Origin of the sequence: Dokdonia sp. R78006 (assembly GCF_042466145.1) — a bacterium.
Lineage (GTDB): Bacteria > Bacteroidota > Bacteroidia > Flavobacteriales > Flavobacteriaceae > Dokdonia.
The window spans coordinates 1,599,016-1,622,231 of sequence record NZ_JAXHBU010000001.1 but is presented as its reverse complement, the minus strand read 5'-3'; the positions used below and the strand labels follow the sequence as shown (position 1 = coordinate 1,622,231).

Annotated in this window: 28 protein-coding genes; 20 read left to right on the top strand and 8 right to left on the bottom strand. The window is 38.4% G+C overall.

From position 1 onward, the window contains the following. Positions 1-50 precede the first annotated feature (50 nt). The 10 genes from SJY37_RS07280 (at position 51) to SJY37_RS07235 (ending at position 7,881) form a co-directional block, all read left to right on the top strand. The gene (locus SJY37_RS07280; protein WP_298330110.1) at positions 51-1,862 is read left to right on the top strand and encodes a sodium:solute symporter family protein; all 1,812 of its coding nucleotides are present in this window, start codon (positions 51-53) and stop codon (positions 1,860-1,862) included. Next, positions 1,862-2,347, top strand: coding sequence for a hypothetical protein (locus SJY37_RS07275; RefSeq protein WP_379952946.1), 486 nt, complete (start codon positions 1,862-1,864; stop codon positions 2,345-2,347). The genes SJY37_RS07280 and SJY37_RS07275 overlap by 1 nt, the downstream gene beginning before the upstream one ends. A gap of 3 nt (positions 2,348-2,350) precedes the next feature. Continuing rightward, on the top strand, positions 2,351-3,268 hold the full coding sequence (locus SJY37_RS07270) for a glutaminase (RefSeq protein ID WP_298330112.1): 918 nt from the start codon (positions 2,351-2,353) through the stop codon (positions 3,266-3,268). Between the two features lie 353 nt (positions 3,269-3,621). Then, positions 3,622-4,272, top strand: a complete 651-nt coding sequence (locus SJY37_RS07265) for a hypothetical protein (protein ID WP_298330113.1) — start codon at positions 3,622-3,624, stop codon at positions 4,270-4,272. A gap of 51 nt (positions 4,273-4,323) precedes the next feature. Further along, positions 4,324-4,617, top strand: coding sequence for a transcriptional regulator (locus SJY37_RS07260; protein ID WP_298330115.1), 294 nt, complete (start codon positions 4,324-4,326; stop codon positions 4,615-4,617). Between the two features lie 50 nt (positions 4,618-4,667). Beyond that, complete coding sequence (locus SJY37_RS07255; RefSeq protein ID WP_298330117.1) at positions 4,668-5,138, top strand: Coq4 family protein; 471 nt, start codon at positions 4,668-4,670, stop codon at positions 5,136-5,138. Further along, the gene (locus tag SJY37_RS07250) at positions 5,135-6,559 is read left to right on the top strand and encodes a DUF4153 domain-containing protein (protein WP_298330119.1); all 1,425 of its coding nucleotides are present in this window, start codon (positions 5,135-5,137) and stop codon (positions 6,557-6,559) included. Before SJY37_RS07255 ends, SJY37_RS07250 begins: the two co-directional genes overlap by 4 nt. After that, a complete protein-coding gene (locus SJY37_RS07245; RefSeq protein WP_298330121.1) occupies positions 6,528-6,833 on the top strand; it encodes a hypothetical protein in 306 nt (101 codons plus the stop codon). Before SJY37_RS07250 ends, SJY37_RS07245 begins: the two co-directional genes overlap by 32 nt. 2 nt (positions 6,834-6,835) lie before the next feature. Further along, positions 6,836-7,498 carry a DUF1361 domain-containing protein gene (locus tag SJY37_RS07240; RefSeq protein WP_298330123.1) on the top strand — a complete coding sequence of 221 codons (663 nt, stop codon included), beginning with the start codon at positions 6,836-6,838 and terminating at the stop codon, positions 7,496-7,498. Next, positions 7,498-7,881 carry a DUF2809 domain-containing protein gene (locus tag SJY37_RS07235; RefSeq protein WP_379952945.1) on the top strand — a complete coding sequence of 128 codons (384 nt, stop codon included), beginning with the start codon at positions 7,498-7,500 and terminating at the stop codon, positions 7,879-7,881. The genes SJY37_RS07240 and SJY37_RS07235 overlap by 1 nt, the downstream gene beginning before the upstream one ends. Here the strand turns inward: SJY37_RS07235 and mnmD are convergent. Together mnmD and SJY37_RS07225 are read right to left on the bottom strand one after the other, a co-directional pair. Beyond that, on the bottom strand, positions 7,865-8,548 hold the full coding sequence (gene mnmD / locus SJY37_RS07230; RefSeq protein ID WP_379952944.1) for a tRNA (5-methylaminomethyl-2-thiouridine)(34)-methyltransferase MnmD: 684 nt from the start codon (positions 8,546-8,548) through the stop codon (positions 7,865-7,867). The two genes, SJY37_RS07235 and mnmD, sit on opposite strands and share 17 nt — an antisense overlap. Before the next feature lie 73 nt (positions 8,549-8,621). After that, positions 8,622-9,146 (bottom strand): DUF4920 domain-containing protein, encoded by a 525-nt coding sequence (locus SJY37_RS07225; RefSeq protein WP_379952943.1) that lies wholly within the window; start codon positions 9,144-9,146, stop codon positions 8,622-8,624. Positions 9,147-9,227: 81 nt separating this feature from the next. Here SJY37_RS07225 and SJY37_RS07220 point away from each other — a divergent pair, with 81 nt between their 5' ends. From SJY37_RS07220 to SJY37_RS07175, 10 genes are all read left to right on the top strand, one after another. Then, positions 9,228-10,292, top strand: a complete 1,065-nt coding sequence (locus SJY37_RS07220) for a branched-chain amino acid aminotransferase (RefSeq protein WP_379952942.1) — start codon at positions 9,228-9,230, stop codon at positions 10,290-10,292. A gap of 137 nt (positions 10,293-10,429) precedes the next feature. Further along, a complete protein-coding gene (locus tag SJY37_RS07215; protein ID WP_298330133.1) occupies positions 10,430-11,215 on the top strand; it encodes a M48 family metalloprotease in 786 nt (261 codons plus the stop codon). A gap of 81 nt (positions 11,216-11,296) precedes the next feature. Next, positions 11,297-12,811 (top strand): 2,3-bisphosphoglycerate-independent phosphoglycerate mutase, encoded by a 1,515-nt coding sequence (gene gpmI / locus SJY37_RS07210; RefSeq protein WP_379952941.1) that lies wholly within the window; start codon positions 11,297-11,299, stop codon positions 12,809-12,811. Positions 12,812-12,823: 12 nt separating this feature from the next. Next, a complete protein-coding gene (locus SJY37_RS07205) occupies positions 12,824-13,435 on the top strand; it encodes a thioredoxin family protein (RefSeq protein WP_379952940.1) in 612 nt (203 codons plus the stop codon). Then, positions 13,425-13,997, top strand: coding sequence for a thioredoxin family protein (locus SJY37_RS07200; RefSeq protein WP_379952939.1), 573 nt, complete (start codon positions 13,425-13,427; stop codon positions 13,995-13,997). The genes SJY37_RS07205 and SJY37_RS07200 overlap by 11 nt, the downstream gene beginning before the upstream one ends. 128 nt (positions 13,998-14,125) lie before the next feature. Continuing rightward, the gene (locus tag SJY37_RS07195; protein ID WP_379952938.1) at positions 14,126-14,512 is read left to right on the top strand and encodes a DUF805 domain-containing protein; all 387 of its coding nucleotides are present in this window, start codon (positions 14,126-14,128) and stop codon (positions 14,510-14,512) included. Positions 14,513-14,621: 109 nt separating this feature from the next. Beyond that, positions 14,622-15,080 carry a BT0820 family HAD-type phosphatase gene (locus SJY37_RS07190; protein ID WP_298330369.1) on the top strand — a complete coding sequence of 153 codons (459 nt, stop codon included), beginning with the start codon at positions 14,622-14,624 and terminating at the stop codon, positions 15,078-15,080. Then, complete coding sequence (gene map / locus SJY37_RS07185; protein ID WP_379952937.1) at positions 15,080-15,901, top strand: type I methionyl aminopeptidase; 822 nt, start codon at positions 15,080-15,082, stop codon at positions 15,899-15,901. The genes SJY37_RS07190 and map overlap by 1 nt, the downstream gene beginning before the upstream one ends. A gap of 3 nt (positions 15,902-15,904) precedes the next feature. Continuing rightward, a complete protein-coding gene (locus SJY37_RS07180; RefSeq protein ID WP_298330143.1) occupies positions 15,905-16,669 on the top strand; it encodes a class I SAM-dependent methyltransferase in 765 nt (254 codons plus the stop codon). A gap of 26 nt (positions 16,670-16,695) precedes the next feature. Next, positions 16,696-18,240 carry a T9SS type B sorting domain-containing protein gene (locus SJY37_RS07175; RefSeq protein WP_298330145.1) on the top strand — a complete coding sequence of 515 codons (1,545 nt, stop codon included), beginning with the start codon at positions 16,696-16,698 and terminating at the stop codon, positions 18,238-18,240. On the opposite strand, the gene SJY37_RS07170 is transcribed toward SJY37_RS07175, so the two are convergent. The 6 genes from SJY37_RS07170 to SJY37_RS07145 form a co-directional block, all read right to left on the bottom strand. Next, positions 18,237-19,232, bottom strand: a complete 996-nt coding sequence (locus SJY37_RS07170; RefSeq protein ID WP_298330147.1) for an FAD:protein FMN transferase — start codon at positions 19,230-19,232, stop codon at positions 18,237-18,239. The two genes, SJY37_RS07175 and SJY37_RS07170, sit on opposite strands and share 4 nt — an antisense overlap. Next, positions 19,232-19,594 (bottom strand): Na(+)-translocating NADH-quinone reductase subunit F, encoded by a 363-nt coding sequence (locus tag SJY37_RS07165; protein ID WP_298330150.1) that lies wholly within the window; start codon positions 19,592-19,594, stop codon positions 19,232-19,234. The genes SJY37_RS07170 and SJY37_RS07165 overlap by 1 nt, the downstream gene beginning before the upstream one ends. A gap of 135 nt (positions 19,595-19,729) precedes the next feature. After that, positions 19,730-21,037 (bottom strand): NADH:ubiquinone reductase (Na(+)-transporting) subunit F, encoded by a 1,308-nt coding sequence (gene nqrF / locus SJY37_RS07160; RefSeq protein ID WP_013750223.1) that lies wholly within the window; start codon positions 21,035-21,037, stop codon positions 19,730-19,732. Positions 21,038-21,039: 2 nt separating this feature from the next. Further along, positions 21,040-21,771: an NADH:ubiquinone reductase (Na(+)-transporting) subunit E gene (nqrE, locus tag SJY37_RS07155; protein WP_013750224.1), complete on the bottom strand. Its 732-nt coding sequence runs from the start codon at positions 21,769-21,771 to the stop codon at positions 21,040-21,042. A 50-nt stretch (positions 21,772-21,821) separates the two neighbouring features. Next, complete coding sequence (locus SJY37_RS07150) at positions 21,822-22,469, bottom strand: NADH:ubiquinone reductase (Na(+)-transporting) subunit D (RefSeq protein WP_013750225.1); 648 nt, start codon at positions 22,467-22,469, stop codon at positions 21,822-21,824. Beyond that, on the bottom strand, positions 22,469-23,215 hold the full coding sequence (locus tag SJY37_RS07145; protein WP_298330155.1) for a Na(+)-translocating NADH-quinone reductase subunit C: 747 nt from the start codon (positions 23,213-23,215) through the stop codon (positions 22,469-22,471). The genes SJY37_RS07150 and SJY37_RS07145 overlap by 1 nt, the downstream gene beginning before the upstream one ends. Position 23,216 lies beyond the last annotated feature (1 nt).

Sequence of the window (23,216 nt, the reverse complement as noted above, 5' to 3'; positions counted from 1 at the left end):
TTTAAATCATTATCTTCCTACTCTGATTCACCATACATTCTTCTTTTTTTATGATTGACTTATCTGGCTTAGATATTGCCATTATTATTGCTCTTTTTGTAATTATTTTAGGCATAGGTTTTTACGTAGGCAAAAGCGCAGGAAAAAACACTACACAATACTTTTTATCGGGTCGTAATATGCCGTGGTGGCTTTTAGGGCTTTCTATGGTAGCAACAACATTCTCTACAGATACTCCTAATCTGGTTACAGATATTGTGCGTACTAATGGTGTCTCAGGTAACTGGGTATGGTGGGCATTTCTCGTTACTGGATTACTTACGGTTTTTGTGTATGCAAAACTATGGCGTAAGTCTGAGGTAAAAACAGATATCGAGTTTTACGAGCTTCGCTACGGTGGCGCTCCTGCTCGTTTTTTAAGAGGCTTCAGAGCTATCTATCTTGGGATTGTATTTAACGTACTCGCTATGGCTGGTGTAACTCTTGCCGCAATAAAAATAGGCGAAGTAATGCTGGGTCTAGATCCTGTCACAACAGTGGTTGTTGCTGGAGTGATTACCGTTGTCTTTAGTGCCATAGGAGGATTTAAAGGAGTGGTGTATACAGATTTTATATTATTCTTTGTGGCGATGGCAGGAGCATTTGGCGCTGCATATTACATCGTAGGTATGCCAGAAATAGGCGGACTAGAAGCTCTAATTTCGCATGAAAATGTAAAAGACAAAATCAATCTCCTTCCAGATTTTAACGACACAGAAATGCTTATCACACTTCTCATCATCCCGCTAGCAGTACAATGGTGGAGTTCCTGGTATCCAGGTTCTGAGCCTGGCGGTGGAGGCTATGTAGCACAACGTATGCTTGCCGCCAAGGATGAAAACCACGCTATAGGAGCAACCTTTTTCTATAACATCATGCACTACGCCTTACGCCCATGGCCGTGGATTTTAGTAGCATTAGCGTCACTTATAGTATTTCCAGACCTCGCAAGTATACAGGAGGCCTTCCCAAATATATCTGAAGATAAGCTAGGACAAGATCTAGCGTACTCTGCAATGCTCACAATGTTACCTAGCGGATTGCTAGGTCTCGTGCTCGCATCACTCTCTGCCGCATATATGAGTACCATAAGTACACACCTCAACTGGGGAGCATCTTATGTAGTAAATGACGTGTATGCACAACAAATTAAACCTGATGCAACAGAAAAAGAACTCGTTGCTGTAGGTCGTATTACCACGGTAATTCTTATGGTGATAAGCGCACTCATCGCGCTTGCTCTTACAAATGCACTACAACTCTTCAATATCATACTGATGTTTGGTGCAGGTACTGGGCTTATTTTTATACTACGCTGGTTCTGGTGGCGTATTAATGCGTGGACAGAGATAAGCGCCATGCTTGCCTCTGGTGTGATTTCTATCCTCATAGAGTTTACTTCACTGGGTGAAACACTCTTTGGAGCTAGCGGAATGTTGCCAGCGTATGCAAAATTTCCTTTTGTGGTATTTAGCTCGACGCTTATTTGGGTTGTTGTCACCTATCTCACACAACCAGAAACTAAAGAAACACTTTATGCGTTCTATAGAAAAACACAACCTGGAGGTCCAGGATGGAAAAAAATTATACTTCAAGCAGACCAAGAACAAGTAAACATCATAAAAACTACAGAAAAGTGGAGTGTACCTATGGGTATTGTCGCAATGTTGCTAGGATGTGTATTAATTTACGGAACGTTATTTACTACGGGTTACTTCATTTATGGCCAACTTACTAATGCACTTATTGGATTGAGCATTTGCGTTGTATCTGGAGGATCACTACTCACTGTCTGGAAAAAAATAAAAGGAAAAGTACTATAATGAGACTATCAATATTTATCACCATTTTGTGTTTGAGCTTAGGACTACAAGCGCAAGAAACTACGGAGACATATCAAAAGGCTGTCGCTTTAATCAAAAAAACGCCAGAATTTAAACAGACGGGAGCCACTGTAATTACAGCTTCGGCAGAGACCGTAAGTTTTACAAATCAAGCCTATGCATTCTGGCTAGATGGTATGGACACTCGTTTTGCAGACAAAGATTTTGAGAACTTCTTTGGTGATTTATACCAACCCATCGAGATTCCTGCTTTTAAAAAAGTACGAGATAAAAGAAGATCACGCTACCAGCTTTATGTTTCTGAGACCGAGAATGATATGTTTGTGATAGAAATGCTTTCGCGAAAGCGTAAACGCACCGCAAAGTATCCTACATTTTATCAAGGAGGAAGTACCTCATTTTTATTTGAAAAAACAGCAACTGGCGTACGACTCGTTGAGACACTAACATTGCAGAATAATTAGAGAATGATAGATTGCCAAAACATACTAGATAACACATACCAGAAAGTGTTGAAAATGGAGCATGTAGGTGATGTGGCTAGCTATATCCCTGAGCTATCGACCGTAAATCCAGATCAATTTGGCGTTTGTCTCATTACAAAAAACGGAGAACAGTTCACTTGCGGTGATGCCACGGTAAAGTTTTCTATACAAAGTATTGCTAAGGTTTTATCCTTAAGCCTTGTGCTTTCAAAAATAGGCGATAAACTCTGGGAACGCATGGATTTTGAACCTTCTGGAACTGCTTTTAATTCGCTGGTACAACTGGAGAGTGAGAACGGAATCCCGAGAAATCCTCTTATTAATGCTGGGGCGATTGTAATGTGTGATATTATTTGCGACCTCTTTGATGATCCTAAAACCGCATTATTAGATTACGTGCGAGAAGTATCAGGAATTAAGGATTTACAATACGCAACCGATATCGCCGCCTCAGAGCAGGCAACCGGCTATCGAAATTATGCACTAGCAAATTTCATAAAGTCCTTTGAGAACATTCATAACACATGTAATCAAGTAACAGATTTATACTTTCACCTCTGCTCTATAGAGATGACGTGCGAGCAGCTGGCTTATACTTTTGGGTTTCTTGCAAATCAAGGTAAGCAGATCAAAACAGATATGAAAGTAGTAAAACCCGCTCAGGCAAAACGCATAAATGCCATTATGCAAACCTGCGGCTTTTATGATGAGGCTGGTGAGTTTGCCTTCCGTGTAGGGTTACCTGGTAAAAGTGGTGTAGGTGGCGGTATGGTTGCTATTTTGCCTAACGCATTTTCTATCGCCGTATGGAGCCCAAAACTCAATAAACACGGTAACTCTTACCGTGGCATGAAATTTCTAGAGTATTTTACAGACGAGACTCAGGATACGGTTTTTTAAGAATTCCCTACCCTTTTTTACATTCATTCTTTCTTTTTTGAGCAGAAGGGGAAGGGACTTTGTTTATTTTGCGAGTACTACCCGCTTTACATTACAATTCCTTATTGCGCTAGCGCTCCATTGCGGGATTTTCATTGCAATCAGGGCTATGGAGTCATGCAGTTGTTTCTTAACGCATGCCTTATCTATCTAAGAATAAGCAATAACAGCTTCTTTCCAAGAGTCTACATTCCCCCATAACCTACCTAGATTACCACTAAGCGCATATCTCACACCACTTAGAAAAAAATAATTTATAATGTTTGCTAAAATTCAAAATTAAAGTTTAACTTTGAATTTCAAAGTACTTTATTATGGAGTCATCAAAATATCTAGAAGACATTGCCAGCATCAAAACGATGATGAGCAAATCTTCACGTTTTATGTCATTAAGTGGGTTATCTGGTATACTTGCTGGAGTGTATGCTCTTGTGGCTGCCGTTATTGCTCATTATTTAATACAAGGACATATTCAGCTCTTTGCTACAAATAGAGAAGATTTTTTGAATCTTATTATGCGCATGTTTGCTTCTGTAGAATTGGCTGGAAACTTAATCATATTATTTCTCGTTACATTACTTCTTGCTATAGGAACTGGTATTATTTTAACTTATAAAAAAGCGGCTAAAAACAAAGAGTCCATTTGGGACAGTTCGTCAAAACGACTTATTGCAAATTTTGCCATTCCATTAGTTGCGGGAGGCGCCTTCTCCATCGTACTTATTCAATATGGTATTGTTGGTCTTATTGCTCCAGCAACACTTATCTTCTATGGCCTAGCCTTAGTAAACGCGAGTAAATACACACTAGGAGATATCAAATACCTAGGACTTGCAAATGTGATTATTGGTCTCTTTGCTACTCAATTTATAGGATATGGATTGTATTTTTGGGCATTGGGATTCGGTGTATTTCATATTATTTATGGAGCAATCATGTATAATAAATATGATAGAAGCAACTAAAATTTTCGCGAAAGCGTATACCACATCATATAGACGCCACAAAACACAACAATGTCCATCATAAACAACATAAACAAAGCTTTTGATCATCGTATCCGCCTAGGGATTATGAGCGTGCTTATGGTGAATGAAAAGGCAGATTTTAAAGAATTAAAAGAACTTCTAGGAGCGACAGATGGTAACCTTGCAAGTCACGCAAAAGCATTAGAAAAAGAAGCCTATATCGTGGTCCAAAAAGCATTTATTGGCCGCAAGCCTAACACGAGTTATAGTGTCACAACAAAGGGTAAAAATGCATTTAAAAAACACATTGAAGCGCTTGAAAAGTTATTAGGCAACAACTAACTATATATTTTTTTATCATTTTACTTTGAAATACAAAGTACTTTATAATTATGGAAACACTTCGTTATTTATTACTAGAACGCCTATATGAATGGAGTAAAATCCCTTATAAAATGCTTTTTAAGCAAGAAGATGCGTGGGGAATTTCTCTTAAAGAATTACTAGAGTACTCACCAGAAACGCTAGGTTATCATCTAGGCTGCTTTTTACTTACTCATCACTTCACTTCAGAACCTCAACTAGAAGATCACGACGTCTTTCACGTACTTACTGCTACTAGTATTACTGTGCCTGACGAAATCGCCATGCAATGGCTACTCTTTGGGAATGGAAAGCGATCTCTATACCTCTTTATTGCACTCACCGTAGGTTCAACATTATTTATAGATCATTTTAAGTCATTTATAAAAGCTTTCAAGAGAGGAAAAAAGGCAAATCGATTTTATAACCTCAATTACTTAGAGCTTCTCACAGAACCACTCGCAGATTTACAACATACTTTAAAAATCAAACTTTCATGAAAAATTCAATAATCAGATGTCTAGGCGCTATACTTTTTAGTCTTCTATTTTACGGTCAAAGCCTTGGCCTCAATATGCTATTATTTTCAATAATTGCAGTAGTAGCGGTTCTTATCATTCGTCCGGAAACCAAGTCCAACAAATCATTTCTCCTTGCTGCAGGGCTCTATCTATTGAGTACCGTATTTGTATTTACAGTAAATAGTTTGCTAGCGATGACCACTTGTATTTTGGCTTTTATTGTATTTGCAGGTAGTATCTCGGGAATTAAAAACGCAGTATATGTCCAGTGGCTCAACGGACTGTATCAATCTTTGCTAGGTGCTTTACATAGTACGATGAATCCTAATAAAGACATCCCTAAGGTAAAAAGTAATCACAATTATAAATTTATCATCCTTACCACAGCTATTGTCACTACGCTGGTAGTGGTTTTTGCGATGCTTTATGGTAAAGCAAACCCTATACTAGGTGAATGGATTGCGGCTATTAATCTTGATTTTATAAACTTTAATTGGATACTCACTACAGCTATGGGGTACTATTTAATTATAAATCTAACCTCAAAAGCAGAGCTTGATGTTCTTACCACAATAGATCGCAATGCTTCCACTACTCTATCTGAACAACCTATATCTGACATTAAAGCTACTACCCTTAATAGAGAACAACTACTGGGCACCATTCTATTAGGAGCACTTAATGCGCTCATTATAATATTTATCACTACAGATATTTGGTATATACTTCATGATCCGCTTGCGGATGCAGCTACACTTTCTACCACGGTACACGATGGCGTGAGTGCGCTTATCACTTCTATTATTATTGCGATTACTACGATATTAATTCTCTTTCGCGGTAATCTTAATTTTTACAAAAAAAGTGAGACACTAAGACGTTTTACCTATATCTGGATTGCGCTTAACATAATTATCATCCTATTCACGGCTTACAAAAACTATATGTACAGCAGTGGTTTCGGGCTTACTTACAAAAGAATAGGTGTCTTTATCTACCTCGCACTATGTATTGCTGGTATGATTACCACTTATGTAAAAATTGCTCGTAAACTCAATCTATTATTTATGCTCAAAGCAAATACCCGTACTGCTTTTGTGCTTGTTATCATGATTTCAAGTTTTAGTTGGGATCGTGTGATTACTACATATAATCTGCATGAAGTAGCCTCTCCAGATGTCAATTATCTCCTCTCTATGGGGAGTAGCAATGGAGATATTTTACACGCTTTCGCGAAAGCGCACCCCGAAAAACCTATGAATCGTACAAGTATTCAACATAGATATGAGCAATGGCAAACTTCTTTATCTGAAGAAACCTGGCAATCCAAAACACTTCTAGGCCTACTAAACCCAAACACCTCAACTTATGAAATTACCGACACCGCAGCACGCAATTAATCGATTTGCGATAAAGCTAGCAGCATTTAGTGCCTGTCTTGGGATCTTATTTGTATTTGTATATATGATTACAAAAGATATTGAAGTTGCTATGGCAGGTTATTTACACCTAATCCCAACAGTAATCGTACATCTTGTGGTTTTTATATGGGTATTCTTTAATGCTGCAATACATCGCAATGAGCTTCCAGAGCATTTTTTGACACTAGTCATTATGCTATTAAATATTCCGCTAGCTTTTGCATGTGGAGCAATTGTTCTTAATTTTTTATAGTCATGGAAAAAATTATCATCTCAAAACTTAGAGAATTCTATATTCTCATAGGAGGTCTTTTATTATGCTTCATTTTACTTGCAATACGCATTAAGATGACTGGGTCATTTTTCTTTCTCTTTTTAGTGTGGAACCTGTTTCTTGCATTTATACCCTATGCTTGCTCACTACTTCTAGTATCAAAAGAACAATGGATGCAAGCTAACTGGAAGTGGATTCCTATAGCAATGATATGGTTACTGTTTTTACCAAATACACCTTATTTAATAAGTGACCTACAGCACTTACAGCATAGTACTCTAGATGTTATTTGGTACGACATCTTAATGCTGACAGCCTTTGTTTGGTACGCGCTATTTATAATGTACTTAACGGTAAGTGACATGCAAAATCTACTCATTTTAAAATTGAGATCTCGATATATTCCTTATGTTACCATAGGCATATTTATCCTTTGTGGCTTTGGTATTTATCTAGGTAGATTTTTAAGATGGAATAGCTGGGATATTATTCAAAACCCCTCAGGTCTTACTAACGACATATGGAATCAAATTAGGCATCCATTTATAAATAGTAAAACTTGGATGGTCACATTTGGTTATGCAGCTATCATGATTCTATCCTTTTTTGGGCTACAATTCACTCATTCAAAACACAAAAACTAATGCGCTTATCAATTAAATACATCATCGCATTCTTAGTCCTACTAGCAACGGAAATATTTATTGCCATTTACGTACATGACGATTTCATAAGACCTTACTTAGGCGATAGTATCGTTGTAGTGTTAATCTATGTGCTTATAATGGGGTTGTTTAATATTCCGAGAAGTTTTAAAAGCAAAAACATTACGGCGCTGGCGGTATTACTATTTGCTTTTATAGTAGAAGGCCTACAAGCAATTTCCTTTATAAACTACACAGGCCTAGCAGATAATGAACTCGCGCGCATTATTCTAGGCACCTCATTCTCGTGGTGGGATATGCTCGCTTATGTAGGCGGATATCTCTTTATTATAATTGTCGAAAAACTTAGAGACCAAGCTTAGTCGCTCTCAACATCTCGCGTTTTCCTGGAGGTCCAGGTAACCGCTCTACTTGAAAGCCTACAGCTTGCATTGCTCTCCTTGCGGCTCCTTGAGCGCAATATGTTGTCAACACACCGTTAGGTTTTAATGCATTAAACATTTTTGTAAAAATCTCTTCTGTCCATAATGTTGGCTGAACTCTTGGACCAAAAGCATCAAAATAAATCAAATCAAAAACCTCAGTATCATTAATATCTTCAAAACGCTGCTTACGCTTTGTAAGCTTAAAATCATCACTGATTTTTGACTCCTCTTCCCACGTAGCATCGTGTAACTTATTATAAATGCTTGTTGCATCCTCTTCCTCTAGCTGACTAGCATAATCCATTGCTGCAGCTTCCTCTGATGTAACGGGATAGGCTTCTGCTCCCACGTAGTTAAAAGAGACTTGATGCTTTTGTGCCTCAAAATAGGTTAGCAACGCATTGAGTCCTGTACCAAAACCCATTTCTAGTATTGCAATTTTTTTTTGATCTCGATGTTGTGTAACATAGTGTTCTACTCCGGTCATTAAAAACACATGACGTGCTTCTTGTATCGCTCCATGTTTAGAATGATACTGCTCATCCCACTCTGCAATATGTATCGTCTTTGAGCCGTCTCCTGTAGTTATAATTTCTCTCTTCATTTCTGTTAGGTAATACTAGTAAAAAAGGGTAAGCATACGCCTACCCTTTTTTAATGATTTTATAAAGTGTGGCTTAGTCTGCTTTAATTAACACACCATCTGCCATAAAGCGTAACTCGCGCTCCGGTTTAGTAATCGCAGCTATCTCTTTTTTAGATTTTCCAGCATCTTCTGCCATGTGACGCAGTTCATCTACAGATACTTCCTCTAAGTAAGCTTTTCCTTCTACTACAGCATTTCCATCTTTAGTATCTGTAGGCACAAAGAATCCGTAATCTTTAAACTTTACAAAAACTTGTTCCTCATCTGCTATATCTAAGCGCATCCAGCAACCTTTTGAGGCGCAAACATCATTAATTGGTGCTTCAAATTTTACTACAGCCGTATCGCCTTCGGCAAGAGCTGCATATTTTTCTGAGATCTCGATTTTGGTCATTGCACCTGCTGCAGATATCTTTTCTCCATAGCTTGCGTAGATCTCTTGAGCTTCTTTATTTTCAGTTTCCGCTTTCGCGAAAGCGTTATCACTCTCATTGCTAACCTCTTTACAACTTAGTAATGTCAAGAAAATTAAGAATATCGTTGCATATATTTTCATAATAGGTTGGTTTTTAGTTGAACATCGTAAAATTATGCAAAAATCACTCGACAAGGATGACAAATCATTAAATTTGTTGCTATGGAAACAACCTCTACACTTCGTATTACAAAACGTAACAACAGTAAAATTGCTGATGTTGATTTTAGTAACCTTGCTTTTGGTAGCGTATTTACAGACCACATGTTTTCTGTGGAATATGCAGATGGCAAGTGGCAACAACCAGAAATAGTTCCTTATGGCCCTATCTCTATGGATCCTAGTGCAAAAGTTTTTCACTATGGACAGGCTGTTTTTGAAGGAATGAAAGCATTTAAGGATGATAATGGTGATATCTTCTTATTTCGTCCAGAAGATAACTGGGAGCGTATTAATACATCATCTGCTCGTCTTGCAATGCCAGAACTTCCTAAAGATATTTTTATGGAAGGTCTTATGGAGCTTCTTAAACTTGACGAAGCATGGATCAAAGCTGGTGACGGTAACTCGCTTTACATTCGCCCGTTTCACATTGCAACGCAACCTGGAGTATCTGCATCACCTGCAGATAGGTATAAGTTTATGATTATCCTTGCTCCTGCACAGTCTTATTACTCTGGAGAAGTGAGCGTAGTATTTGCCGAAAAGTATAGCCGTGCCGCTAGTGGTGGTGTAGGTTATGCAAAAGCTGCAGGTAACTATGCTGCTCAGTTTTACCCTACTAATCTTGCAAAAGAAGAAGGGTACCAGCAAGTAATCTGGACAGATGCAAATACACATGAATACCTAGAAGAAGCTGGTACGATGAATGTATTCTTCCGTGTGGGAGATGCACTTCTTACAGCTCCTACTAATGATACAATTCTTAACGGTATTACTCGTAAAAGTGTTATCCAACTTGCAGAAGCAGCAGGAATTACAGTAGAAGTAAGACCAGTGTCTGTAAAAGAAATTGTAGCAGCTGCACAAGCTGGTGAGCTTAAAGAAATTTTTGGCGTAGGTACTGCCGCAGTAGTTGTTCCTTTTAAGAGCTTTGCTTATAAAGGTGAAGATCACAAACTCAACGCACCAGAAAATAGCTACGGTATGAAGTTTAAAAAAGACTTAAACGACATACAGTACAACCGCACAGAAGATAAATATGGCTGGAGAGTCGCTGTAAAATAAAAAACGATTATTCTACATATACAATCCAAGTGACGCAAGTTGCTTGGATTTTTTTGTTTTCTATAACACCCATAATACTGCAAGACTTATGAGTTTTTATTACCTTGTAATCATAACTAAAATAACCATCTTATAATATGAAAAGAGGTAGCGGTCTTAAGATCAGATTACTTATTGGAGTTGCCATCGTTGCATTTGCACTTTTTAAGAATTGCAGTAACCGCGAGGAGAACCCATATACCGGAAAAGTACAGGCGATAAGCATGTCTCCAGATGAGGAGATCGCGATGGGAATACAGTATGCACCTCAAATGGCAGAGCAGCATGGCGGTTTACACCCAGACCAGCAACTTCAAGCCTTTGTAGATCAAGTAGGAAATAAGCTCGTACAAGAAAGCATGGCTCGCGAGACTCCGTATAATTATGATTTTCACCTACTACGAGATGAGCAAACGGTAAATGCTTTTGCACTCCCAGGAGGACAAATTTTCATCACCTATGCCCTACTCTCAAAACTTGAAAACGAAGATCAAGTGGCTGGCGTATTAGGCCATGAGATAGGTCACGTCCTTGGAAAACATAGCGCAGAACGTGCCGAAAACTCTAGTATGTGGTCTACCATCTCTATGGGGGCAGAGGTAGGCGGCGGCATGGGCGGTGCTGCAGGTTCTATAGGTCAGAGTGTATTGTTAGGTAATGGTCGTGATGACGAGTTAGAAAGTGATGACCTAGGTGTACGTTTTATGATACGCGCTGGGTATGATCCGTATCAGATGATTGGCGTGATGAAAATACTTAAGGCAGCAAGTGGTGGCAGTAGCCAACCAGAATTCTCTAGCACACACCCAGATCCAGAGAATCGTATTGAACAAATAAAGGAGAGTATCCAGAAATATGGTTACACGGGTCCAGCTACAATGTAGCGCAACCGTTTTCGTCAAAACATACCCAAAACCTCGCTCTCGCGAGGTTTTGTTTTTATCTTTACTATTCAACTTAAGATCATGAACAAGAAATCAATCCTAATGATACTTGATGGATGGGGCATGGCTCCAGACAAGAAAGTATCTGCCGTAGACCAAGCGCAAACGCCATTTATAGATAGCCTTTATAATAAGTATCCACACGCACAGCTACTCACCCACGGTGAGAATGTAGGCCTTCCAGAAGGGCAAATGGGCAATAGCGAGGTAGGCCACATGAACCTAGGTGCAGGTCGTATTGTATATCAAGATTTTGCTAAAATCAATAAAGCACTCAAAGATGATACGCTTAAAGATGAGCAAGTATTGAAGGATGCTTTCGCTTTCGCGAAAGAAAACAATAAATCTGTTCACTTTCTCGGTCTTGTTTCTGATGGAGGTGTACACTCACACATCAACCACCTTAAAGGTCTTATTCTCGCTGCCGAAAATGCAGGAGTTCCTCAATCTTACATCCACGCATTTACAGATGGTCGTGATGTAGATCCAAAATCTGGAAAAGAACTTATAGGAGATATTTCTGCTTTCGCGAAAGCGCACAACGCACAACTAGCATCTGTCATAGGTCGCTACTATGCGATGGATAGAGACAAACGATGGGAACGTGTTGCTCTTGCATATAGTCTAATTACCAAAGGTGCTGGAACACCTACTAAAGATGTTGTACAGTCTATTCAAGATAGCTACGATGCTGGTAAGACGGATGAGTTTATAGATCCGCTTTTCGTAACCCAAGATAACGAGAGTATATCTACCGTTCAAGAAGGTGATGTGGTGATCTTCTTTAACTTTAGAACAGATCGTGGTCGCGAACTAACAGAAATGTTGTCTCAAAAAGATTTTCCTGAGCAAGACACTCAAAAGCTAGACTTGTACTACGTTACCATGACAAATTATGATGACACGTTCACAGGTATGAAAGTCATCTATGATAAAGATAACTTAGTAAATACCTTAGGAGAGGTACTTGCAAATGCTGGAAAAAAGCAAATACGCATCGCTGAGACTGAGAAGTACCCACACGTAACATTTTTCTTTTCTGGAGGCCGTGAAGAACCTTTTGATGGAGAGTCTAGATTGCTAGCACCCTCGCCTAAGGTTGCCACCTACGACTTACAGCCAGAAATGAGCGCCTTTGAAATACGTGATAAAATTGTTCCAGAAATAAACAAAGGAGACGTAGACTTTGTATGTCTCAACTTTGCAAATCCGGATATGGTAGGTCATACGGGCGTTATGGAGGCAGCAATTAAAGCTTGTGAGACTGTAGATACTTGCGTTAAAGATATCGTTACCACCGCCGAAGAAAATGATTACACTGTAATCATCATTGCCGACCATGGAAATGCAGAGGTAATGATTAACCCTGATGGCTCTCCAAATACGGCTCACACAACAAACCCAGTACCCGTAATTCTAGTTGATAAGGATATCAAAAAAATCAACAATGGTATTCTATCTGATGTTGCACCTACAGTTTTAAAACTACTAGGCGTAGACCAACCACCAGTTATGGATTGTACACCACTAATATAAATTACATAGACAATGAAAAATTTTTATATAACACTCGCACTTCTTGCACTTATGTCAAGTTGTGATAGCTCAAAAAAAGTAGCAGAAGCTACTCCTACACCTCAAGTTGCAGAAACCGTAGAACCGAAAACACCTGTTAAACCTGCACTCCCAGCAGTAGTGGTAAAACCTGCTCCTAAAGTTAAAACAATGTTAGTAGGTAAAGAAGATAGAAGTGCACTAAAGCAAGCTCCTTTTGATAGTTGGTTCAATCCTAACTATGCAAAATATGTAGTAAATACAGATTACATAAATGATATAGAAAAAGGGCTAGAAGGCGTTACTATCACCACTTTTATGGGAACATGGTGTGGAGATAGTAAACGTGAAACACCAAGAATGTTTAAAATACTAGATGATGCTTCTTTTAAAAATCAAGACTTAGAGCTTATTACAGTAGATCGTACCAAAAAGAAACCTACAATATATACTGACGGTAATAACATCATACGTGTACCTACTTTTATCTTTAAAAAAGATGGTAAAGAAATAGGCCGTATTGTGGAGCGTCCAGTAGAAAGTCTTGAAGAAGACATGCTTAAAATTTTAAATGGAGAACCTTATAAACACTCTTATGAAAACTAATATTATTGCCTTAGCAGCTATTATAGCACTTACTTTCTCTTGTAAAGAAAAAACCACTACCGAAGAAGTTGTGGTGGTAGAAGAGGTAGAAGTAATTGACGAAAATGTGGACGACAATGGGATTGCCATCCTTTTGGGCGCACAAGAACGAGAAACCCTAGAGTCTGAACCATATAACGAATGGTTTATGAATAGCTATAAGAATCACACGATAGACGTGGAGTCTCTTACGGCTATCAAGGAAGGCCTTAAAGATGTAAGAATTACCATTTTCATGGGAACATGGTGTGAGGACAGCCAGCGTGAGGTGCCTGCTTTTTTCAAAATCCTTGACGAAGTAGATTACGAAAGTGAAACAGTAAAACTTATCACTGTTTCACAAGATAAAACAGCTCCAGAAGAACTAGTAAAAGGAAAAGATATAACAAATGTGCCTACATTCATTTTTATGAAAGATGGTCAAGAACTAGGTCGCATTGTAGAGTATCCTCTAGAAAGCTTAGAGAAAGATATGGCAAAGATTCTATCTGGCGCAGATTATAAGCATGCTTATGCTGAGTAAGTAGAGAATCAACATTTAATCTTAAAACCCTCATCTTCATGAGGGTTTTATTTTTGACATAATTTTCAAAGGAGATATTAATTTTATTAGTTTAGCGCCTTAAACATTAATCAAAACACAATCAATTTATGAAATGGTATTTAAAAGTAGTAAGAGACAATTATGCAAACTTTGAAGGAAGAGCACGTAGGGAAGAATATTGGATGTTTGCCTTGTTTAATGTAATTTTTGTAGTTCTTTCGTACATACCATTTATTGCTGGAGCAGTTATGGAGAGCGAAGCACTAATGATGATAGGAGGTCTATTACTTTTTCTGTACATAGTCGCTCTATTCATACCTAGTATTGCGGTAGTAGTGCGCAGGCTTCATGACCAAGGTAAAAGCGGCACTTGGTACTTTATAGGCTTTGTCCCGTTTATAGGCGGTATTTGGTTATTGATACTTATGGCTACAGAAGGAACTCACGGCCCTAATCAATATGGCCCAGACCCAAAAGGTGACTTGATACAATAACAACTATTTAATTTATAATAAAGGGCTTCTAATAAATCGTTAGAAGCCCTTTGCTATTATGCATAACTAACCGTTGATCTTTTTGTAATTTTGCATAAACTTTAAAGCAATCGAAACAACAAAAACCATAGCTGTAGATTTTGACGGTACCATTGTAGAAAATGCATACCCTGGAATTGGTAAGCCTATGCTATTTGCTTTTGATACTCTTAAAAAATTACAACAAGAAGGAAACAGACTCATCTTATGGACTTATAGAAGTGGTGCTCGCTTAGATGAAGCCGTGCAGTTCTGTGCGGATAATGGCATTACATTTTATGCCATAAATAAAAGTTATCCAGAGGAAGCTTTAAGTGAAGAGATAAGCCGCAAGATCAACGCAGATATTTTTATTGACGATCGCGATGTACGTGGTATGATGGGATGGGGTGAGATCTATCAAATATTAGGTAGCAGTGATGAGACATCACCCACGCTTAAACAGAAACGCAGTAAACCTGCTAGAAAACAATCAAAAAAGAGCTTTATGTCTCGCATAGAGGAGCTTTTTAAAGACGAAAATGCATAATGGCAATTATACAGAAAACAAGAGAAGAGATAGAATTAATGCGTGAGAGTGCGCTAGTAGTATCTCGCACCTTAGGCATACTTGCTGGAGAGGTAAAACCGGGAGTAACCACACTATATCTCGATAAGATAGCAGAAGACTATATACGTTCACAAGATGCGATTCCAGGTTTCTTGGGGTTATATGATTTTCCGAACACACTTTGCATGAGTCCTAACGACCAGGTCGTTCATGGAATTCCTAACAATAAACCTCTTGTAGAAGGAGACATTATCTCTATAGATTGTGGTGCTATAAAAAATGGTTTTTATGGAGATCACGCATACACATTTGAAGTAGGCGAAGTAGCACCAGAAGTAAAGAAATTACTTGAAGTTACTAAGCAATCTCTTTACGTGGGAATAGAACAACTCAAAATAGGTAACCGCACAGGTGATGTAGGCTACGCTATTCAGAAATTTACAGAAGATCATGGCTATGGTGTAGTACGTGAACTCGTAGGTCACGGTTTAGGAACTACCATGCATGAAGATCCAGAAATGCCTAACTACGGTAAACGTGGACGTGGTAAAAAATTTATAGAAGGGATGGTAGTAGCCATCGAACCTATGACTAATATGGGAACTCGCAATATCACACAGCACAATGACGGTTGGACGATAACTACACGTGATAATAAACCAAGTGCCCACTTTGAACATGATGTAGCCATACTTGATGGAAAGCCGGAGCTACTATCCACTTTTGCATACATCTATAAAGCATTAGGAATTGAGAGCGAAGAGGAAACTCCTTTTCGTCAGCAAGCTTTAGTGCTGTAACTAGTGAAAAAGCTTTTCAAATTTTTCTTAAACGCCATTCCGCGACCTTTATTAATCAGGGCTAGTTATGTGGTGAGACCTATTATGGCTACCTTTTTGAAAGGTGACCGTTACGAGGATCCTATAGACGGAAAAACATTTAAGAAATTTTTACCGTACGGTTATGGTACTCCAAGAGAGAATGTACTATCTCCATCTACGCTCTCACTCGAACGTCATAGACTCTTATGGCTTTGGTTACAACGGGAAACAGATTTCTTTACTAAACCAAGAAAAGTGTTGCATTTTGCTCCAGAGCAAGCTTTTTATAAACGCTTTCGCGAAAGCGCACACCTAGATTACACCACCACAGATTTAAACTCTCCGCTAGCAGATGTTAAAGCAGATATATGTGATTTGCCTTTCGGCGAAAACAGTTATGATCTCATATTCTGTAATCATGTATTAGAGCATATCCCTGATGACACTAAGGCGATGCAAGAATTATATCGCGTATTGAAACCTAGTGGAATGGCAATTTTACAAATTCCTCAAGAACTTGATAGATCCATAACATTTGAAGATGACACCATCACAGATCGTGACGAAAGAGCTAAGATTTTTGGACAATATGATCACGTTCGTGTCTACGGTCGCGACTATTTTGACAAACTAAGAAGCGTAGGGTTTAAAGTAGACGAAGTTGATTACACAAACACCCTATCTCAAGAAGAAGTAGATAGATATAGACTAGCTCAAGGTGAGATACTACCTGTTTGTTATAAATAATCATATTTTCATGTACTTTTAATCCAATGAGAAATTTTGCTAAAATAATTTATTTACTGATTCTTTTTAGCTCTAGCGTTCTATTGGGACAAAGCTCAAATGATTGTATTAATGCTATCCAAGTATGTGGCAGTTTAGAATTAGGCATAGAACCCGCTGGCATTGGATTTGACGAATTTTCATTACCTAATAATACACGTCCATCATGTTTTTTTGGCCTTTCTGATACAATTTGGTTACGTTTTACATTTGTATCCGATGGCACTTTTGGTTTTAGCTTAAACCCCACTAATAATATCGATGACTACGATTTTGCGGTCTATGGCCCAACAAATGATTGTAATTTGCTAGGAGAGGCAGTAAGATGCTCTACCACAAATCCACAATCTGCAGGAGTTCCAGCTGCAACTGGCTTATCCACAGCAGAACCAAATGGCGACGTATCGGAAGGCCCAGGAGCCGATGGAGATGGCTTCTTAAGTGCTATAGATGTATTCGCTGGACAAACTTATTATGTATTTATCAATCGTGCAATAGGTAATGAAAGCTTTGACATCATTACAACTGGAACTGCGCAACTACCAGAAACTCCAACTATAAACCCAACTCCAGATCAAGAATTATGTGACTTGGACGGCCCTGTAGACGAGAGAACAATTTTTGATTTAGCTACACTTATTCCGTCAATAAATAATCAAAATAATATAGCTGTAACATTTCATGAATCTCTTGACAATGTAAGTACGGGAACCGAACCTTTGGATTTAAATTACATGAACGTTACAAATCCACAAACTTTGTATTATCGTGTGGAAAACAACATCTCGGGGTGCTTCAATATTGGCTCATTTGACATTACTGTGTCAACACCATTTAGTATTACTTTACCTGAGAATTTACAAGTCTGCACAAATCAATCTCAATCTGCTTTGCTCACCACAGAGTCAAATTATGCCTTTTATGAATGGAGCAATGGAGAATCTGGAGCAGAACTTAATCAAATAACCATTAATGAACCTGGAGACTACAGTGTAATTGTGACTGACAATAACGGCTGTAGAGCTACTTCCAATACAATAGTAACAGCGAGTTCAACTGCAAATATCACAGAAATTTCTGTCACAAGTTTTGAGGAAAACAATAACACTGCAATAGTAAATACGGAAGGCCTAGGCGAATATGAATATGCCATTAACGAAGCAAGCAACTTCCAGGACAGCAATACTTTTACAGGACTGACTAACGATTATTATGACTTTTATGTAAGAGATAAAAATGGATGTGGCACTGTTACTAAAAGACAACTCATTTTAGATTACCCTCGCTACTTCACACCTAATGGTGATGGATATCATGATGAGTGGAAAATCATTGGCATAGGTGATATAGAAGATATAGCATCCATTTACATATTTGATCGATATGGTAAATTATTAAAGCAACTATCACCTCAATCTAATGGATGGGATGGAACATACAGAGGGAAAATACTTCCTTCTAGTGACTATTGGTTTTTATTAAAGTTTAATAACCGAGAAGACGTTGCTGGACATTTTCTATTAAAACGTTAATCCTGTATATATTTATTAAACCCCTCCGTCATATACACTCCACCGTCATAAACTAAGTAAGCCTCTACATCTTGACCTTTTAAAGCTTCCTTAGCACGGTCAAGTCCCATTGCCATACATGAAGTTGCCCAAGCATCTGCCGTAGCGCAGTCTACTGCGATAATGGTTGCACTAAGCACATCACTGCGCTCTGCAGAACCCGTAAGCGGATTTATAGTATGTACATATTGCTTACCAGTAGCTTCATCAATTCGGTTTTTTCTATAATTACCAGACCCAGCCATGGCTTTATCTCTTAGACCGACCAATGCGCTATGCGTGCGTTTCTCTAAGGGCGAGTCAAGATTTTCTATTCCAACTACCCATGACTCCTGCTTCCTTTCGTTAAACCCAGAAGCTACTATTTCCCCCCCTATATCTACAAGAAAATTACGATATCCCTCTTCATTCATGAAAATTGCAACTCGATCTACACCATAACCTTTTGCCACGGCATTAAAATCAAAATATATCTCTGGATAGGTTTTTTGGATTTTATCATCTTCAGTAAGAGTTACCTTATCCCAACCCACATACTGCATTAATGAATCAAGAGCTGCACTATCAATTACTTTAAGCGCTTCAGTATCTCCAAATCCATATGCATTGCGCAGTGTCCCCACAGTTGGGTCAAAATAGCCTGAGGTGGATTTATTTAGCTTTCGCGAAAGCGTATATACATCCTTAAACATACTATCTACGACAATAGTACTATCGCCACTATTAATTTTAGATATGTCACTATTTGGCAAATAAGTACTCAGTGATGTATTGACCACATTAATAACTGAATCAATACCACTTTTCACTTTAATTGCCTCTTGCTCTGCGCCAAAATATTTTACAGCATACGTAGTTCCAAACGCATCTCCTTGAATGATAATCTCATCAACGGTATTTTCTTGTTTGCAAGAAAATACGGTGATAGCTAAACATAGTAAAAGTATTCTCATTACATTATTTCTTGAAGTCCGTTATAAATCTCTCGGTATGGCTTATCCTTTTCAACAGGTAGCTGATAGTTATCACCGTGTCCTAACCCTACTCCAGCATAAAAAGTACGCGCTTCAAATTTGAGGGCATGATCTCGCATTCTAATCATCTGCGCTTCGTCATACACATTTGCATCTTCTGGAAACGTACGAGCTCTTACGATAACAAAATGTAGTTTTTTATCCTTGAGAGCCACAAATTGCGGGTCCTTTTTGAGCTTAGAATTTACTGCCATAAATTCGTAGCCTTGACTAGTAAGATCATCACCCACGATATTCATCGCGAGGTTATGAAGCTCTTGTTCTGTAAGAAGTTCTGCCATTGTGCAAAGATAATATTCACGTACAATTATACCTAACCACCCGATAATTTTGAAAGCATCGAGGAGGCTAGAAACACAAAACCCGATACATTGCTGTATCGGGTTTTTAAATTTTCGCGAAAGCGAAATTATATACTATCCTCCAAAGTCATCAAAACGGATGTTCTCATCTGGAATTCCATAATCTTCTCCCATTTTCTGAACAGCGTTGTTCATAAGTGGAGGACCACAGAAGTAAAGCTCGATATCTTCTGGAGCTTCATGTTTACTTAAATATTGATCAATTACTACTTGGTGAATGAAACCAACAAAACCGTCTCCTTCTCCATCTGTAGAATCTTTTACTTTCCAGTTATCTTCTTCCATAGGCTCAGAAAGCGCTAGGTAAAACTTGAAGTTAGGAAATTCTCTTTCTAGCTCACGGAAGTGCTCTAGGTAAAATAACTCACGTTTAGAACGTCCTCCATACCAATAAGTAACCGTACGTCCTGTTTTAAGGGTTTTGAAAAGGTGATACAGGTGTGAACGCATAGGCGCCATTCCTGCTCCACCACCTACGTAAAGCATCTCAGACTCAGACTCGTTTATGAAGAACTCTCCATAAGGACCAGAGATCACTACTTTATCACCAGGCTTCTGTGCAAATATGTATGATGAAGCAACCCCAGGGTTAACATCCATCCATTGGTTCTTTGCTCTATCCCATGGCGGCGTAGCAATACGTACATTCAACATAATCTCACGACCTTCGGCAGGGAAGGAAGCCATTGAGTATGCACGCTCTACAGTCTCGTTATTTTTCATAGTAAGAGGCCATAGACCAAACTTATCCCATTCTGCTTGAAACTTATCTGGAGTTTCATGCTCTTCTGGGTGAGCAGTAATGTCAATATCTTTATAGTTGATTGTACATTCAGGAATTTCAATCTGAATATAACCACCAGCTTTGTACCCCATATCCTCAGGAATCTCTACTACAAATTCCTTAATAAATGATGCTACGTTGTAGTTACGTACTACTGTTGCATCCCACTTCTTAATCCCAAATACTTCTTCTGGGATAGTGATATTCATATCTTGCTTCACTTTTACCTGACAAGCAAGACGCGCTCCATGAGCAAGTTCCTTACGAGAAAAGTGCGGCGTTTCTGTAGGTAATGCTTCTCCACCTCCTTCAAGAACGTGACATTCACATTGTATACAAGTACCTCCACCTCCACAGGCAGATGGTAAGAATATTTTGTTGTTACCTAGTGTAGAAAGTAATGTACTTCCAGAGGCAACCTCTACTTGTTTCTCTCCGTTAATTGTAATTGTTACAGGTCCCGATGGAGATAGCTTTTGCTTTGTAAAAAGCAATAATCCCACGAGCAGTAACGTAAGTACTAAAAAGGCAGCGATTGTCGCGATGACAACGCCGGACATTGATGCGGCTAGTATCATAATTAGTTTTCTTTTTCGTTAGCAATTTTGTCAACAGCGATCATAGCTACCGGTTGACCTTCTTCTTTTACTTCTATCTGTGCAGCTTCTACTGCTGGAGCTTCTTCTTCATCACCTCCAGTAAGCATTCCTCCAAAACTCATAAATCCTATTGCCATCAATCCTGTGATGATAAAAGTAATTCCCAACCCCCTTAAAGGTGCAGGAACATTTGAGTAACGTATTTTCTCACGAATGGCTGCAATTGCAAGAATTGCTAAGAACCAACCTATACCAGAAGATATACCGTAGTTGAAGGCAAGACCTAACGTTTGGATATCTCTAGATTGCATAAACAATGACCCTCCTAAGATGGCACAGTTTACTGCAATAAGTGGTAAGAAAATACCAAGTGAGTTATACAGTGATGGCGAGAATTTCTCTACTACAATTTCCACCAGTTGTACCATTGTTGCAATAGTTGCAATAAATAATATAAACGATAAGAAACTTAAGTCATAATCTGCATACTCAGGACCTAACCATGCTAAAGCACCGTCACGTAATATGTACTGATCAAGTAACCAGTTAATAGGCACTGTTACCGCAAGTACAAATATTACTGCAGCTCCAAGTCCTACAGCAGTAGTAACTTTTTTTGACACCGCTAGGTAAGAACACATCCCTAAGAATGTTGCAAATACCATGTTATCGATGAAAATGGATTTAAAAAATAATTCAATATGCTCTAACATATCTTTGATTTTATAGGTTTACGCTTTCGCGAAAGCGTGAAAATTAATTCTTAGTTCTCTTCTACTAAAGCAGGATTTCTTGATCTCTGTACCCAGATAATCAAACCTACCACAATAAGTGCCATAGGTGAAAGCAACATGAATCCGTTGTTCTCATATCCTATACTGTATAGTCCTGTTTTTTCAATAGGATCTCCAAGTACTTTAAATCCAAGAAGTGTTCCTGAACCTAGAAGCTCTCTAAAGAAACCTACCATAATAAGTATCACACCATAACCAAGTGCATTACCTATACCGTCTAAGAATGATCTGTAAGGTCCGTTTCCTAAAGCAAATGCCTCAAAACGCCCCATAATAATACAGTTTGTAATAATCAGTCCTACAAAGACAGATAGCTCTTTACTCAACTCATAAGCAAATGCTTTAAGAGTTTGATCTACCACAATTACCAACGTTGCTACAACGATAAGTTGTACAATGATTCGGATTTTTGAAGGAATCACATTACGTAAAAGCGATATTACTACGTTACCAATCCCGAGTACAAAGAGTACAGAAATTGCCATTACAATAGATGCTTTTAGTTGCGCTGTAATTGCAAGTGCAGAACAGATACCTAATACTTGAATAGTAATTGGGTTATCATCTGCAAGCGGATCAAGTATAAGTCTTTGATCTTTTTTTGATAGTATCGCCATTATGCTTTGGTTTTAAAATCTTGAATAAATGGAACGTAATTCTTAAGAGTACTCTTAATCATTGCACTTACACCATCACCTGTGATAGTAGCTCCTGCAAGAGCATCTACTTTATTATCTTCTTTACGTTCGTTTTTTGGATCGTTATTACCCTTTGCTACAGTGATTCCAGAATATTGTGTCTTAGACATTATCTGCTCTCCTGTAAAGTCATCCATAAAATAACGCTCCTTGATATTTGCACCAAGTCCAGGCGTCTCACCTTTGTGATCAAAATACACACCTTGTACAATCAAGTTATCATCTAAAGCTACGTAACCCCAGATAGCATCCCAAAGTCCTTTACCGTACATAGGTACAACATAAAACTTCTGACCATCTTTCTCACCTACAAACAGAGGCATCTTACGCTCATTTTTAGGTAATTTACTTTGCTTCTTCATATCTACAGTAAATGCCTCATCACTTTGTGTGATTTTACCACTCTGTATAATGTAAGCTTCCTTGATGTATTTGTCATACTCTGCCTCTACCTTATCAGTAGGGATAAAGTTAACACCACCTTCACCTTCAATATTTTCATTCACACCCATTGCATACAGAATGTTCTGTTGCTTTTCAAAGCGCTCATTTTCTTTAATTGCTGGCTTAAGACCTGTTGCAAGTCCTGCAAGCACTCCTCCTACTACAACTACCATAATAGTTGCAAATAGAATCGTATATCCGTTTCCGTCTGTCTTTGCCATC

Bases quoted from the DNA above. Each gene is read 5' to 3' on its own strand.
- SJY37_RS07280 (WP_298330110.1), top strand. From the start codon at position 51: ATGATTGACTTATCTGGCTTAGATATTGCCATTATTATTGCTCTTTTT.
- SJY37_RS07275 (WP_379952946.1), top strand. From the start codon at position 1,862: ATGAGACTATCAATATTTATCACCATTTTGTGTTTGAGCTTAGGACTA.
- SJY37_RS07270 (WP_298330112.1), top strand. From the start codon at position 2,351: ATGATAGATTGCCAAAACATACTAGATAACACATACCAGAAAGTGTTG.
- SJY37_RS07265 (WP_298330113.1), top strand. From the start codon at position 3,622: ATGGAGTCATCAAAATATCTAGAAGACATTGCCAGCATCAAAACGATG.
- SJY37_RS07260 (WP_298330115.1), top strand. From the start codon at position 4,324: ATGTCCATCATAAACAACATAAACAAAGCTTTTGATCATCGTATCCGC.
- SJY37_RS07255 (WP_298330117.1), top strand. From the start codon at position 4,668: ATGGAAACACTTCGTTATTTATTACTAGAACGCCTATATGAATGGAGT.
- SJY37_RS07250 (WP_298330119.1), top strand. From the start codon at position 5,135: ATGAAAAATTCAATAATCAGATGTCTAGGCGCTATACTTTTTAGTCTT.
- SJY37_RS07245 (WP_298330121.1), top strand. From the start codon at position 6,528: ATGAAATTACCGACACCGCAGCACGCAATTAATCGATTTGCGATAAAG.
- SJY37_RS07240 (WP_298330123.1), top strand. From the start codon at position 6,836: ATGGAAAAAATTATCATCTCAAAACTTAGAGAATTCTATATTCTCATA.
- SJY37_RS07235 (WP_379952945.1), top strand. From the start codon at position 7,498: ATGCGCTTATCAATTAAATACATCATCGCATTCTTAGTCCTACTAGCA.
- mnmD (WP_379952944.1), bottom strand. From the start codon at position 8,548: ATGAAGAGAGAAATTATAACTACAGGAGACGGCTCAAAGACGATACAT.
- SJY37_RS07225 (WP_379952943.1), bottom strand. From the start codon at position 9,146: ATGAAAATATATGCAACGATATTCTTAATTTTCTTGACATTACTAAGT.
- SJY37_RS07220 (WP_379952942.1), top strand. From the start codon at position 9,228: ATGGAAACAACCTCTACACTTCGTATTACAAAACGTAACAACAGTAAA.
- SJY37_RS07215 (WP_298330133.1), top strand. From the start codon at position 10,430: ATGAAAAGAGGTAGCGGTCTTAAGATCAGATTACTTATTGGAGTTGCC.
- gpmI (WP_379952941.1), top strand. From the start codon at position 11,297: ATGAACAAGAAATCAATCCTAATGATACTTGATGGATGGGGCATGGCT.
- SJY37_RS07205 (WP_379952940.1), top strand. From the start codon at position 12,824: ATGAAAAATTTTTATATAACACTCGCACTTCTTGCACTTATGTCAAGT.
- SJY37_RS07200 (WP_379952939.1), top strand. From the start codon at position 13,425: ATGAAAACTAATATTATTGCCTTAGCAGCTATTATAGCACTTACTTTC.
- SJY37_RS07195 (WP_379952938.1), top strand. From the start codon at position 14,126: ATGAAATGGTATTTAAAAGTAGTAAGAGACAATTATGCAAACTTTGAA.
- map (WP_379952937.1), top strand. From the start codon at position 15,080: ATGGCAATTATACAGAAAACAAGAGAAGAGATAGAATTAATGCGTGAG.
- SJY37_RS07175 (WP_298330145.1), top strand. From the start codon at position 16,696: ATGAGAAATTTTGCTAAAATAATTTATTTACTGATTCTTTTTAGCTCT.
- SJY37_RS07170 (WP_298330147.1), bottom strand. From the start codon at position 19,232: ATGAGAATACTTTTACTATGTTTAGCTATCACCGTATTTTCTTGCAAA.
- SJY37_RS07165 (WP_298330150.1), bottom strand. From the start codon at position 19,594: ATGGCAGAACTTCTTACAGAACAAGAGCTTCATAACCTCGCGATGAAT.
- nqrF (WP_013750223.1), bottom strand. From the start codon at position 21,037: ATGATACTAGCCGCATCAATGTCCGGCGTTGTCATCGCGACAATCGCT.
- nqrE (WP_013750224.1), bottom strand. From the start codon at position 21,771: ATGTTAGAGCATATTGAATTATTTTTTAAATCCATTTTCATCGATAAC.
- SJY37_RS07150 (WP_013750225.1), bottom strand. From the start codon at position 22,469: ATGGCGATACTATCAAAAAAAGATCAAAGACTTATACTTGATCCGCTT.
- SJY37_RS07145 (WP_298330155.1), bottom strand. From the start codon at position 23,215: ATGGCAAAGACAGACGGAAACGGATATACGATTCTATTTGCAACTATT.